This window comes from Sphingomonas sp. 3P27F8, assembly GCF_005502745.1.
Lineage (GTDB): Bacteria > Pseudomonadota > Alphaproteobacteria > Sphingomonadales > Sphingomonadaceae > Sphingomonas.
The window spans coordinates 275,554-287,985 of sequence record NZ_SCNL01000001.1; the positions used below are offsets into that span (position 1 = coordinate 275,554).

The following is a 12,432-nucleotide window of genomic DNA, read 5'->3' on the forward strand; positions in this document are numbered from 1 at the left end:
TTCCAATCGCCACGCGCCGATCACCGGCCACGGCGGTGCACCCGGTCGCTCGACCACACGGCGCAGGCCCGCATCAGCGTGAACAAGGCCCGCGTCGGTGACGATGGCGAGATGCAGCCCGCCATCGGCGCAACACAGCAGCAGATCGCCCGGCGCATCGCCCGGGCAGGTCGCCAGCCCGGCAAGCATCGCGTCTTCCAGAGCCGCCGGGCCGGATCGCAACGCATAGCCGGCCGGCACCTGCCCTCGGTAGCCGCCGGCCCGCAGCGCCCAGCCCGCCACGCCGACGCAATCCAGCCCCAGCGCCGGATCGCGCCCGTGCGGCCGGAACCGCGCGCCGACCGTCGCTCGCGCCGCCGCGACGACGCGGTCCGCGCGCGTCATCCGCCCGGATAGCGCGTCAGCAGGTCGATCCCCGGCAGATACGGCTCGCCGCGAAAGTTCACCGCGTTGCCGAACCGCCCCGCGCAGGTGGCGAGCGTCTTGTCGCATCCCTCGCTCACCTCGATCAGCGCCCCCGCTTCCACCGCGAACGGCGGCAGGCTGCGCAGCGTCACCGTCGAGCCCGACGAGGCGGTCACAGCGCTTTCGAACCCGCTGTTCGCCCCGCCGAACCAGCGCAGCAGCCCCCCGCCATAGGCATCGGCCACCGGCTCCGCCCGATCGAGCGTCAGCATTTCGTCGCTCGCGGCGGTCACCCGTGCGAACCGCCGCCGCCCCGCCATCGCCACGCGGCAGCGCCGGTCGCCCAGCGCGGCGCGGCAATCGGGCGAGGTCGCCTCCGTCGCGGGGCGATCGAGCGCCGCGGCTGCCCCGCGCAACTCGGCGGTGAACGCCTCGCCACCCAGCTCCACCGCCCCGATCGTCCCTTCGCCGAGCGGCACCGCATCGCCTCGTGCCACCCGATCGACCGCGAAGATCGCCACGCGCGCGCCGTCCCAGCGGCCCGCGATCAGGTCACGCTCGGTGATCGCCGCGCTGGAAAGCGAACCCTTCGCGTCCATCGTCGCGGGATCGAGGCCGTCTCCGCGCACGATCGCCGACGGGGTCATGCCCGGCGCCGCGCGATAGGCCATGCCGTCGATCTCCAGGTCGCGATCGTGATCGGTCAGCCCGATCGCCACGCCGTCGCGCCGCTCGATCCGCCAGCAGATCGCAAGATGCGTCACCCGGTCCATCTCACGCCTCCCGGATCTCGATCAGCGGCACCGACGGCGCGGCGCCCGCAAGAAACGTCGAGCGCGTCACGCTCAGCCGGTCCTCCGCGAAACGCACCGGCACGTCGAACGCGAAGGAGGCGGTGATCGCAACGCCCTCGGCCGGCGCCGCATCCAGCACGATATCCCCGCCCTCCAGCGCGAACGCCGCCGTCGCCACCCCACCGACCCTGACCGATACGCTCCCCGCGACCGGCCGCGTTATCCGTCGCACCGTGGCGCCATAATGCTTCACCAGCGCGAACCGCCGCGTAACGCCGTCCCCGGTCCCGATCGCCTCGTCGCCCGCCGCCGCGTCGAACGGATCGCGCAGGCGGAAGCCGCGCGCCGATCCGCCGCGTGCGCGGAAGAAATCGAGCAGCACGCGAATGTCCGCCTCGCTTCTCACCCCCGGCCCGACATCGTAGCGCGTGCGCGCCTGCTCCCACGCCACGTTGCGGGTCTCGCTACCGCCCGCGCTCGTCACGATCGTGGTGGAGAATTCCGGCGCCACTTCCGCCTCGCGGCCCAGCGCGAGCGGGAACAGCACGTCATCGAACGCGGTCACATCATCCTCCTCATCCCAGTGCACCAGGCCGTCGCGCATCACCTGCGGCAGCGCCCAGAGATACGCGCGCCGCGCGCCGCGCCGCAGCGCCGCATCGGCGGCCGCGTCGATCAGCCGCCATTGCGCGGCATCCTCCGTCTTCAGCACGAAGCCAGCGAGATATTCCTGCCGTTCGGGCGGATAGCCCAGCCGCGTGAGCGCCGCTTGCGCGCCTTCCCGCGAGGCCGCGGTATCGCCCGCCGTCACCCAGTCGTAATCCTCAAGCTGGAGCACGTCGAAGGCCGGCGCGGCCCAGCCCGTTGGCAGGTTCGCGCGCTTCGCATGGGGCGCGGCGGCATCCAGCACCGTCGGCAGATAGGCGAGCAGATATGTCTCGCACCCCGCGGCCACTTCCCGCGCCGCCGCGCACAGCGCCGCCGTGGACGTCGCCAGCGCCGCCCCGGCAGCGTCCAGCGTCGCGATCTCCGCCGCGCTCTTTGCGCCCCGGATCGATGCGATCGGCACCGGCGCGAACGCCGCAACGGCGCTGGCATCGTAGAGGCATGGCCGCCCGTCCGGCATCGTCCACCACCACGGCTCGCCGACCTGGAATTTCGCCGCCAGCCCTGCCGCCGTGCCGATCGCCACGAACGCCGCCGCCACCGCGCGCAGATAGGCCATCGCCCCCTCATGCGTGGGCGACAGGAGGGTGGACGGCGGCGACCATCCGGTCAGCGCGGGCGCGCCATCCGCCGCGCGCTGCTTCCACGCCTCCGGGCAATGCGCGTCGAACAGTTCGTAGCTCAACGACCAGATCAGGTCGTAGCCAAGCTCCTTCGCCCGCCGCGCGAAATCGCGGTGCCACGCGGCGCACGCCACGTTGAGCGCCCCGCCGCCAAGGCTCGCCACGCCGCCCGAGAGCCGGAAATAATGGCTCATCCCGACGTAATGAACGATCGCTCCGCGATACCCGAGATACAGCGCGTTTCGCAGCAGCCGCGCGGGCGTCAGATTATAGCTGTCGTCATAGCCGCTCGCGATGCCGAGCCGGTGCTCGGGTACGACCGCCTCGCCGATCGCGATCACCGCGCCGGCGCCGTCGCAGCGGATCTCGCTGATCTCGGCCCAGCCCTCGGCCGGTGCGGCGAGCGGCGCATCCGCCTCGGTATAGCCCGGCGGCACGAGCGAGAAGAACATCCGGTCCACGTCGCCCGCCCACACCGGATCCGCCTCTGCAGGCAGCATGAAGCCGCCTTTCAGATCGGCGAAGTCGATCGTGACGCGCGCGTCCTCGGGCGCGCCCTGCGCGTAGTTCCACAGTCGCACGTACCAGGAACGCGCCTGCCCCGCCGCGTCGCGCCCCTCGATCGTCAGCACCGGGCCGTTGATCGCGTCGAGCGCGCGGACGCCGCCGGATCGCCAGCGGAACGACAGCCGGCAGGCGCGGAAATCGCGCGCCGTCTCATATTTCAGCAATGGGTGATCGTGGCGGTCCTCCGCGTCCCAGATCAGCCCGGCGAGATCGTTCTGGCGATAGAAGGCGCAATCGACGCGCAGCGCATCCGGCGCGATGGTCGTCACCGCCGCCATCATCGGGCGCGGGAAGTTCACCGTCCAGAAACGCGGATCGAAGCGCGATATCGTGCCCGTCGTCTGATGCCGCCGTTCGCGGCAGAGCCAGTGCGCCATCAGTCCCCCGCCCCCTCGAGCGCGGCGCGCACCGCGCGCGCCACCTGCCGGCTGGACCGCGCGAGCACGCCCGGCGCGGTATCGGCGGCGGCGTTGATCGTGATCGCCACCCGCACGTCGCGCCCGCCGCCGCCCGTTGCCGCTGGCGCGATCGATCCGCTCGCCGTCGGCACGAACAGTTCCGGCCCGCGCTCGCCCACCCAATAGGCGCGCGCGGGCGATACCGGCCCGCCGGTCGCGCGGCCGGGCAATCCCAGCAGGCTCGTCAGGCCGCCGAGCAGCCCCGCCCCGCCGGTGATCTGCCCGATGCCCGCGCGCAGCGCCGAAGACGCGATCTCGGTCATCGCGGACATCGCCACCGTCTTGAGATCATCGAAACCCAGCTTGCCGCTGCGCACCGCGCGCAGCAGCGTGTTCTCGATCGCGCGCCCGGCGCGATCGGCGCCGCTCGCCAGCGGCCCTTCCAGTTCGCCCCGCATCGCGCCCACGTCGCGCGCGAAGCCGGCGGTGTCGGCGCGCACGCTCACCACCAGCCGTTCGATTTCCTCATCCATCGGGAAACATCTCCCTCAATCGTGCGATCGCGCCGGCATCGGGCGGATCGCCGCCCGCCGCCTCGCCGGTCATCGCGCCAACCAGCACGCCCAGCTCCGCCGGGGTTGCGCGCCAGAATGTATCCGGGGACCAGCCGAACGCCGCCCCCGCCAGCCCGGCGAGCCGGGCGGCGCTGTCGCGGAACGTCATTTTCCCGCCAGGATCTGGCCGAGCAGCAGCTTCAGCACCGGCGTCGCCGCTGCCAGCCCGCCCGCCGTCACCGCCTCGCCCAGCCGCTCGCGGGTCAGCCCCTCGGGCCGCTCGCGCAGGCAGTGCCAGAACAGCGCGACGATCTCTCCCAGCGTCAGCCTGCCCGCCACGGCGCGCTCCACCAGCGCGAACAGCGGCCCCAGTTCCTGCTCCGCCGCCACCAGCGCCGCGAAGCTCGGGCGCAGCGCCAGCATCTCGCCCGCCACACGGATCGCCGCCTCGCCGCGCGCGGGATTTGCCGGCGCGCTCATGCCGCCACCACCGCGCCGGAGCTTTCCAGATTCAGCGTGTACGATCGCTCGCCGTTGAAATCGCCGGCATAGTCCAGCCGCGTCACGAGGAACCGGCCGGTCATCGTCTCCCCGCCCTCGAACGTCAGGCGATAATCGTCGATCAGCCCGGCCAGCGCATTGGCCTTTACCCGCGCCTCCGCCGCCGATCCGGTGAACACCCCCGCCGCCGACACGCTGACGCTGCGCACCCCCGCGCCGGACAGCAGCTCGCGCCACCCGCCCGAGCCCTTGTTGGTAACGACCACCGCGTCGCCGTTGATGTTCATCTGCGTCGTGCGCATCCCCGCGACCGTCTGCCACGCGACCGGGCTGCCCCCGTCGCCGACCTTGAGCAGGAACGCGCTCCCTTTCTCCACCGCCATCACACACTCTCCCGATAGATCCGTACCGTGAACTCGCTCGTCGCGGCCCAGCGATCGTCGCCCGCCCGCGCGATCCGGCTCCGCACCAGGCGCGCCGAAACGCAGCGCCAGCCATCGCCCATGTCTGGCGGCATCGCCTCCACCGCTTCCTCGATCGTGCCCGCCACTTCGCGCAGCCACGCCGGCCGCTCGCCGCGATCGAATGCCGAGACGACCAGCCGCCCCTCGCGTCCGCGCCAGTCCTTCGTGCTCCAGTCGATCAGCAGCGGCGGATCGACCACCACGTAGCGCGGCGCCGCGCGCACCGGCGGCGCATCGAACACCGCCACCGCGCCCAGCGCCGTGCGCAGCGCCGTCACCGCCGCCGCCTGCACCGCCTGTTGCCCGCTCATCGCCCCAGCCCTCCCGGCCAGCGCAGGCGGGAGAGCACGCCGCGCCCGGTGATCGTCACGGTCGCGCCCTCGCGCGCCACCCGCACGCCCGGCAGCGCCGCGCCCGCCGCCGCCGCCACCCGCGCCGCGACCACCAGCGCGCGCGCCTTGCCGATGCGCGCCGCGATCTCGCCGGCGCGCGTCATGCCCGTCGCTCCGTCGTCAGCCGCAGCCGCCGGTACGGCCGCCACAGCGCCGCCACCGCCGCCGGCGGCTGGGTGGCGCGCCCGCGATCCTCGAACAGGTGCGCGATCAGCGCGACCACGCCCTGCGCGATCGGCGCGGGCAAGGCCGCCCAGTCCGTCGCCACCCCGGCGGTGTAGTTCACCGCGATCCGCCGCGCATTGCCCGGCGCGCTCACGCGTATCCAGCCACGGCCGTCGCCATCGATATCGATCGCATGGCCCGCCGTCGGCAGCGCGAACGGCGCGCCTTCCTCCGGCAGGCCGGTGATCTGCGCGATCGCGTTCACCGGCGCTTCCGCCAGCATCCGCCAGTCCGCCGACACCGGCAGCACCTCGTCCACCGCGCGGCGGATCAGCAACGTGCCGGTGAATGCCTCGCCGAGCAGGATGGCGCTCGCCGCCAGTTGTTCCAGCAAGGCCTGTTCGCCCACGCCGGAATCGCGCAGGAATTCGCGCGCCGCCGCCACCGCCGCCTGCGCCGCGGCGGCCGGAACCGGGGCGGCGCTCATCGGCCGGCCCGGCGCATCGCGCCGGTCGTTCTTGTCGTCACCATGTCATTCTCCCTGATCCGACGCCGCTTGCCGGGCGACGCATGCGCGTCACCCGGCCCGTCCCCGGCTCAGGCGGCGGCGAACTTCATCAGCTTGATCGCCTCGCTGTTCGACACGCATCCGCCGATCCGCTTCGTCGCGTAGAAGCTGACGAACGGCTTGTTGCTGTACGGATCGCGCAGGATCGCCGTTTCGCTGCGTTCCGCGATCAGATAGCCCGCCTTGAAATTGCCGAACGCGATGGACAGCGAATTGGCGGCGATATCGGGCATGTCCTCCGCCTCGATCACCGGATAGCCGAGCAGCGTCGCCGGCTGGCCCTGCGCCAGGCTCGGCTGCCACACGAACGCGCCGTCGCTCGTCTTGAACTTGCGGATGCGCGCCAGCGTGGCGGCATTCATCACGAACACCGCGCCCTGCCGATATGGCGCGCGCAGGCTCTGGACGAGATCGACGAGCCGCTCCTGCGGATTCGCGGAGAAATCCCCCGCCGCGCCCGCCGGCAGATATTGCAGCGTGCCGAACGCCCGCGCGCCGTCGCCGGTCGCGGCCGTCGGGGACTGGAGGAAGCCCTTGGGCCGATTCGTGCCGTTGCCGCTGACGAAGGCCGCGCCCTCCGCCTTCGCGAATTCGGTCGCGATCTCTCCGGCGAGCCATTCCTCCACGTCGAACTGCGCATCGTCGAGCATCGCCTGCGTCGCGGTGGGGTTGGCATAAAGCTCGCCCATCGGCGGCGCGATCTCCACGAAGTTCGGGCTGGCGGTTTCGGGCCGCGCGCCATTCTCCGCCGACCAGCCCGAAGGCGTGCCGCCGGTCGTCACCAGCTTGCGATACCCGGCCGATCCCACCGCCACCACGTTCGCGATCGCGCGGATCGGCGAGGCGGCCTTCAGCGTCGCGTCGATCACCACGTCGATCTCACGCGGCACGGCATAGCCGCCGCTATCGCCGGAAACGCCGCTGAACGCCTTCATCTCCATCGTCGCGCCGCTGCGCACATAGCCTGCGAACACGCGGCTTCCCGCTTTCGCCGCCGCACCTTCCAGCACCGGCCGCGCCATCACCATCTCACCCATGCACACCTCCGCAAAGCCCGCCACGCATGGCCGGCGAAAAGAACGGGGACCGTCCCCGCCCGATCTGTTGAAAATCCGCCCGGTCAGTCGCCGGGGATCAGCTCCACGCGCGCCGCCGGTTGCGCCGGCCGCGCGACGAGGCTCACCTCGAAGAGCTGCGCCGCCAGTATCTCGCGCCACGCCCCCTGCCGCGTCGCGGTCGCGCGATAGCCGACCGACAGGCCCGGCAGCGCGCCGGCGCGCACCAGCCGTGCGGCATCCTCCCGCGCCACCGCCGCCTCGATCCACAGGCCGCGCGCATCTTCGGCGATGGTCGCGATCGTGCCCACCGGGGCCCCGCGATGCTGCATCAGCAGCGGCACCACCGCGGGCGCGCCGAATGCGCCGCGCCGGATCACGTCACCCGCGCGGTCCACCCGGTCATAGACGGCGGCATAGCCCCGGATGCGCGTCACTTCACCCATTGGCCGAACCCCAGCTTCACCGCGAGCACCGCCAGCAGCAGCGCCGCCACCCAGCCCGCGAACGCCTTCCACGCGCTCTGCTTGGCATCGCGCCATGCCGTCAGCAGCGCGCGCAGCTCCGCCACGTCGCGCGTCGCCTCGTCGTCGGCGAGGCCGAGCCGGGTCAGCGCGCGCGTCGCGCCCAGCTCGCCCGCTTCCTCCGCGATCGCGCGCAGCGTGGCGAGGTCCGCGCCGGTGGCGGTGCCCTGCGCGATCAGTTGCGCCAGGATGCCCGCGCTCATTGCGACCACCCGACCATCTGGCGCTTCTCGTCGTTCGTGATGAAATCGGCCGCGGTAATCATCCGCCACAGCCGCTCGCGATCCTCCACCAGCGCCGGCACGCGATCGAGGTCGATCTCGAGCCGGCCGTCGGGAAACCAGCGCTCGATTCCCGCCAGCAGCGCGCCGATCACCGCGTCCGCCAGCGGCAGCACGGTGAGCCGCCACAGCGCGCGATTCGCTTCCTTGTAATTGGCGTAGGTCGCGTCGCCCGGCAGCCCGAGCAGCATCGGCGGCACGCCGAACGCCAGCGCGATCTCGCGCGCCGCGGCCGCCTTCAGCCCCACGAAATCCATGTCTGCGGGGGACAGGCTCAGCGCCTGCCACTTCAGCCCGCCCTCCAGCAACATCGGTCGCCCGGCATTGCCGGCGCCGGCGAACCCGGCCTCCATTTCCTCCTTCAGGCGGCGGAACTGCTCCGCGCTCATCGCCGATCCGTCGCCGGGATCATAGACGAGCGCGCCGGAAGGCCGCGCGGCATTGTCCAGCAGCGCCTTGTTCCAGCTCGCCGCCGCATTGTGGATCGCGATCGCGGAGGATGCCGCGCCCAGGCATCCCAGCCCGTAATGATCGTCGACGGGGTTGAAGCTGCGGATATGGATCACCTCCTCATCCGAAAGATGCGTCGCCCGCCCGCCGACGCGATAGACATAGCCCGCCGGCCAGCCCCCCGCATCCAGCTCCACCGTCACGCGCTCGGGCCGCAGCGGATAGAGTTCCGCCACCGCGCCTTGGGCATCGCGCAGCACCTGCACGAAGCCGTTGCCGTGGAGCAGCATCTGCGCCGCGAGCACGCCGAGCAGCCGCTCGCCCCCGATGCGCGCGCTCACCAGCCTCGCCAGTGCCGGAGCCGAGCCGTCGAGCGGCGCGCCGCCCACGCTCTCCGCCACCAGTCGCACCGCGCGCTGCGCCACGGCGTTGCCGCAATAGCCCGCGCGCACCTGCGCCTCATATCCCTGCGGCCAGCGCGCCGCCTCGTCGAAATACGTGCCGCCACGCGACAACGCCGGGCGCGACCCCTCGCGCCCGGGCTTCCAGCCGAACAACTTCATGTCAGTCTCCTATGGGAGCTTGGTCCTACAGTTCCCGCACGGCCACCGCGCCGCGCCGGCCCAGCATCAGTTCGGTCAGCGCCCACACCAGCGCGTCGGCGCGATCCGGCGAGCGGCCCGGCCCCTCATATCCGCCACCGGCGGAAAGCCCGCACAGCTCGTCCTCCAGCGCCGGAAACGCGCCGACGTGCCATACCCGGCCCGCCTCGTAGAGCGCGGCGACCGGCTCCGCCCGCGCCGCCTTGCCGCGGCTGGCGTGCACCAGCGTCACCGGCAATGCCGCATCGGCGGCGAGCAATGTCGCGCGCACCATCTCGCCGCCCTGGTTCTTCTCCGCCACCACGCGATCGGCCCCGCGCCGCGCCGCGCATGCCGCCACCGCGCGCGCCCAGCGCTCCGGCGTCGCGCCCGTGACGCTCGCGTCTTCCAGCACATAGCCGCGCCCGTCCGCGCCGAGCGCCACCGCGACGATGCCGCAGGCGTCGCCGCCCACCCCTGCCGGCGGATCGACGCCCACCACCACGCGCACGGCATCGGGCATCGGCGCCGCGCGCCGCGCCTCGATCAGCCCGCGCGTCCACAGCGCACCGGCCACCTCGTCGATCAGTTCGCCTTCAAGCTCCTGCCGCCCCAGCATTGTCCCGGCATAGCTGTCCGCCATCGCCGCGACGAAGCTGGCGGGCAGGTGCGGGTTGTCCGCCGTGCGCCCGCGCGTCTCCACCACGCCGGGCAGCGCCATCACGCGCCGCATCAGCCGCGTCGGGCGCGGCGTGGTCGTCACCAGCACGCGCGGGCGCTCCCCCAGCCGCATCGTCAGCATCAGATTGTCCCACGCCGCCTCGCCGCCGCGGCCCCATTTGCCCAGTTCGTCGCACCAGGCGAGATGATGTTCCGGCCCGCGCAGTCTTTCCGGCGCGCTTGCGGCATAGACGCTGGCGGTCGCGCCATTGGGCCAGCGCACCACGCCCGCCGTCGCGCGCCACTCGATCGGCTCATGCTCGCGTGCCAGCGCGATCAGGCCGCTCGGCCCTTCGATCATCACCTGCCGCACATCGTCTGGCGTGGCGCCGACGAGCGCGACCCGCGCCTCGGGCGTCGAGCGGGCCAGCGCGCCGATCCACTCCGCGCCCGCGCGCGTCTTGCCGAAGCCGCGCCCGGCCCGGATCAGCCACACCCGCCAATCTCCCGGCGGGGCGCGCTGGCCGTCATGCGCCCATGCCGCCCAGCGATCGCGAAATTCGCGTCGCTGCGCCGGCGTCATCGCCAGGATCGCGGTGCGCCGCTCGCGTGGCGGCAGCGCAAGCAGCCGGTCGATGATCTCGGCGGTGGGATCGCTGCCCGTGCCGCGCCTCACTTTCCATCGCCCGCGGGCGGAGTGGCCCGCCGCGCCTCGATCTGCGCCAGCTTGGCCAGGATCGCGCGATCGCTGTCGTCCTGATCGGCATAGCGGCGCGTGGGGCCGGTCGCGCGGCGCGGCCTGCCCGTCGCCTCGCGGTGCCGGCTCAGCAATTTGATCGACAGGTCCACCGAAATCGCGGGCAACGGATCGGCGCCGGCGATCATGTCGCCCGGCTCGCCGCCCAGCGCGTGGCCCAGCAGCCGGGTTTCGAGCATCTCGTAACCCAGCGCCAGCGCCTCGCCCCATGCCTGCGCGAAGGCGGGGTCCTGGCGCCGCCAGCGATGGACGGTCGCGACATGCACGCCGCCCGCCACCGCCGCCGCCTTGACGTTGCAGCTTGCCGACAGGCAATCGAGAAACGCCTCGCGCTGCGCCGCCGGCCATTTCGGATAGCCGCCATTCCCCGGCGCGGTCTTCACCTGCGTGGCCATGCCAATATCCCCCATCCGAGCCCACGAAACGGAAACGGGCCGGCCGCAGCAGGATATGATCCGCGCGCACCAGCCCGTTTCCGCGCCGACGCGCGCCTCGCGAGCCGCCCGCTCGGCCCCCGCAAGTCACAATTCGTCAGCGTTCCTGTTATGTACCCAAACAGCGTGACGCTGTCAAGCACTTTGTTCCCGTTTGGTTCTCGCTTTCTTCCGAAGTGCCCGTTCTAGGCGCGACGCGGCGGGTTGCTGCGCACGTGCGTCAGGGATGCGCGCACATGCTCGCATCTGATCGGGGGTAGCGCGGCATGAACGGCTGCGCGACGTTTCAGCGGCGGCGGGATCTCGTCGATCTTCTCGCGCGCATCGCCCCGTGCGCCTTGCGGGTCATCGGCGGGGCGCATAGGCGCGACACGCATGCGCGCCCTCGTCCTGCTCCTCGCCCTGCTGCTGTCCGCCCCCGCCGCCGCGCAACGCGCGGACCGCGCGACGCCGGGTTTCGTCCGCGTGCGGCTGGAAACCGCGCTCGGCAACATCGTGCTCGCGCTGAACGCGAAGCGCGCGCCGATCTCCACGGCGAATTTCATGCGCTATGTCGACGACGGGCGGTTCGACGGGATCAGCTTCTATCGCGTGGCGCGCAATCGGAAGGCGCCGCAATTCGGCTTCGTCCAGTCCGGCATCCGCACCGATGCGCGCCGGTTCCTCGATACGATCGCGCACGAGCCGACCAGCACGACCGGCATCCGCCACCTCGACATGACGATCTCGATGGCGCGGCGCGGGGAGCCGGGATCGGCGAACGGCAACTGGTTCATCACCGTCGGCGCCATGCCGTCGATGGATGCGGGTGCGGCGCAGCCGGGCTATGCCGCGTTCGGGCGTGTCGTGGGCGGGCAGGAGGTGGTGCGCCATATCCTCGCGCAGCCGACCGGCGGGGGCATGGGCGGTACGATGCTGATGAAGCCGGTCTACGTCCGCCGCGCGGTGCGGCTCGACGGGGTCGCCAGGCCGACGGGCCGGCCGCGCCCGTGGATCATCGAGCGGCGCACGGACGGCTGATCCGCACACGCCGCTCCTTCGTCACCACGCCGGTCGCGGCCGACGGTGCGGGCCGCGCCGTTCAGCCCTTGGGCGTCACGATCTCGATCGCCGGGCCGTGCGGCGGCACCGCCATGTTCGCCTGATAGGCGATCACCAGCGCCCATCCGGCGAGAATCGCGGTGACGGTCCAGGTGGCCAGCGCGCCCCCGGCGCGGAATCCGTTGGGGCTGGCCCGCAACATCCCGATCGGATGGGCCACCCGCGCCAGCACGAACACCGCCGTCAGCACCCAGAGCGGCAACGACGGGCCGCGCGCCAGCTCGATCAGGCCGGTGAGGATCAGCACGAACGGCGCATTCTCCACGAAATTGGCGTGCGCGCGCATCCCCGCCAGCATCTCCGGCCTGCCGCCGTCGCCGATCATCACGCCCTGCATGCGCCCGCGCACCAGCCGCAGGCCAAGCCACAGGTTTATCAGTCCGCACGCGGCGGCGAGCACCAATGTTACCGGAAGCAGCATCCTCTTTCCCCCTTATGTTATCCGGTTGTGAGACTGCCACTTGCCCGCACCGCTTGCAACGCGGCGATATT

The 12,432-nt window shown here is 72.2% G+C and carries 19 protein-coding genes; 2 read left to right on the forward strand and 17 right to left on the reverse strand.

What is annotated here, in order from left to right; translation table 11 throughout:
• Positions 1-78: 78 nt before the first annotated feature.
• Positions 79-396: a hypothetical protein gene (locus FFS35_RS20550; protein ID WP_171007461.1), complete on the forward strand. Its 318-nt coding sequence runs from the start codon at positions 79-81 to the stop codon at positions 394-396.
• Here the strand turns inward: FFS35_RS20550 and FFS35_RS01305 are convergent.
• The 16 genes from FFS35_RS01305 to FFS35_RS19855 all read right to left on the reverse strand — a co-directional run bounded on the left by FFS35_RS01305 (position 381) and on the right by FFS35_RS19855 (position 11,216).
• Positions 381-1,178 carry a DUF2163 domain-containing protein gene (locus tag FFS35_RS01305; protein ID WP_137785297.1) on the reverse strand — a complete coding sequence of 266 codons (798 nt, stop codon included), beginning with the start codon at positions 1,176-1,178 and terminating at the stop codon, positions 381-383. The genes FFS35_RS20550 and FFS35_RS01305 overlap by 16 nt on opposite strands.
• Before the next feature lies 1 nt (position 1,179).
• The gene (locus tag FFS35_RS01310) at positions 1,180-3,432 is read right to left on the reverse strand and encodes a DUF2460 domain-containing protein (protein ID WP_137785298.1); all 2,253 of its coding nucleotides are present in this window, start codon (positions 3,430-3,432) and stop codon (positions 1,180-1,182) included.
• Complete coding sequence (locus FFS35_RS01315) at positions 3,432-3,986, reverse strand: tail tape measure protein (RefSeq protein ID WP_137785299.1); 555 nt, start codon at positions 3,984-3,986, stop codon at positions 3,432-3,434. The genes FFS35_RS01310 and FFS35_RS01315 overlap by 1 nt, the downstream gene beginning before the upstream one ends.
• Positions 3,979-4,176 carry a phage tail assembly chaperone gene (locus FFS35_RS01320; protein WP_137785300.1) on the reverse strand — a complete coding sequence of 66 codons (198 nt, stop codon included), beginning with the start codon at positions 4,174-4,176 and terminating at the stop codon, positions 3,979-3,981. The genes FFS35_RS01315 and FFS35_RS01320 overlap by 8 nt, the downstream gene beginning before the upstream one ends.
• Positions 4,173-4,487: a gene transfer agent family protein gene (locus FFS35_RS01325; protein WP_137785301.1), complete on the reverse strand. Its 315-nt coding sequence runs from the start codon at positions 4,485-4,487 to the stop codon at positions 4,173-4,175. The genes FFS35_RS01320 and FFS35_RS01325 overlap by 4 nt, the downstream gene beginning before the upstream one ends.
• Complete coding sequence (locus tag FFS35_RS01330; RefSeq protein WP_137785302.1) at positions 4,484-4,891, reverse strand: phage tail protein; 408 nt, start codon at positions 4,889-4,891, stop codon at positions 4,484-4,486. Before FFS35_RS01330 ends, FFS35_RS01325 begins: the two co-directional genes overlap by 4 nt.
• Positions 4,891-5,283 (reverse strand): DUF3168 domain-containing protein, encoded by a 393-nt coding sequence (locus tag FFS35_RS01335; protein WP_137785303.1) that lies wholly within the window; start codon positions 5,281-5,283, stop codon positions 4,891-4,893. Before FFS35_RS01335 ends, FFS35_RS01330 begins: the two co-directional genes overlap by 1 nt.
• Positions 5,280-5,468, reverse strand: coding sequence for a hypothetical protein (locus FFS35_RS01340; protein WP_137785304.1), 189 nt, complete (start codon positions 5,466-5,468; stop codon positions 5,280-5,282). Before FFS35_RS01340 ends, FFS35_RS01335 begins: the two co-directional genes overlap by 4 nt.
• Positions 5,465-6,016, reverse strand: coding sequence for a hypothetical protein (locus tag FFS35_RS01345; protein WP_137785305.1), 552 nt, complete (start codon positions 6,014-6,016; stop codon positions 5,465-5,467). The genes FFS35_RS01340 and FFS35_RS01345 overlap by 4 nt, the downstream gene beginning before the upstream one ends.
• Before the next feature lie 110 nt (positions 6,017-6,126).
• The gene (locus FFS35_RS01350; protein WP_249341405.1) at positions 6,127-7,119 is read right to left on the reverse strand and encodes a phage major capsid protein; all 993 of its coding nucleotides are present in this window, start codon (positions 7,117-7,119) and stop codon (positions 6,127-6,129) included.
• Positions 7,120-7,217: 98 nt separating this feature from the next.
• On the reverse strand, positions 7,218-7,598 hold the full coding sequence (locus FFS35_RS01355) for an HK97 family phage prohead protease (protein WP_137785307.1): 381 nt from the start codon (positions 7,596-7,598) through the stop codon (positions 7,218-7,220).
• A complete protein-coding gene (locus FFS35_RS01360) occupies positions 7,586-7,879 on the reverse strand; it encodes a DUF6127 family protein (protein WP_137785308.1) in 294 nt (97 codons plus the stop codon). Before FFS35_RS01360 ends, FFS35_RS01355 begins: the two co-directional genes overlap by 13 nt.
• A complete protein-coding gene (locus FFS35_RS01365) occupies positions 7,876-8,970 on the reverse strand; it encodes a phage portal protein (RefSeq protein WP_137785309.1) in 1,095 nt (364 codons plus the stop codon). Before FFS35_RS01365 ends, FFS35_RS01360 begins: the two co-directional genes overlap by 4 nt.
• Positions 8,971-8,995: 25 nt before the next feature.
• Positions 8,996-10,231 carry a terminase family protein gene (locus FFS35_RS01370; protein WP_249341406.1) on the reverse strand — a complete coding sequence of 412 codons (1,236 nt, stop codon included), beginning with the start codon at positions 10,229-10,231 and terminating at the stop codon, positions 8,996-8,998.
• 89 nt (positions 10,232-10,320) lie between these two features.
• Positions 10,321-10,800, reverse strand: coding sequence for a hypothetical protein (locus tag FFS35_RS20245; protein WP_249341383.1), 480 nt, complete (start codon positions 10,798-10,800; stop codon positions 10,321-10,323).
• A gap of 224 nt (positions 10,801-11,024) precedes the next feature.
• Positions 11,025-11,216, reverse strand: coding sequence for a hypothetical protein (locus FFS35_RS19855; protein ID WP_171007462.1), 192 nt, complete (start codon positions 11,214-11,216; stop codon positions 11,025-11,027).
• Here FFS35_RS19855 and FFS35_RS01375 point away from each other — a divergent pair.
• On the forward strand, positions 11,215-11,859 hold the full coding sequence (locus FFS35_RS01375) for a peptidylprolyl isomerase (protein WP_137785311.1): 645 nt from the start codon (positions 11,215-11,217) through the stop codon (positions 11,857-11,859). The genes FFS35_RS19855 and FFS35_RS01375 overlap by 2 nt on opposite strands.
• A 61-nt stretch (positions 11,860-11,920) precedes the next feature.
• Here the strand turns inward: FFS35_RS01375 and FFS35_RS01380 are convergent, their stop codons facing one another.
• Positions 11,921-12,361: an MAPEG family protein gene (locus tag FFS35_RS01380; protein WP_137785312.1), complete on the reverse strand. Its 441-nt coding sequence runs from the start codon at positions 12,359-12,361 to the stop codon at positions 11,921-11,923.
• Between the last annotated feature and the right edge of the window lie 71 nt (positions 12,362-12,432).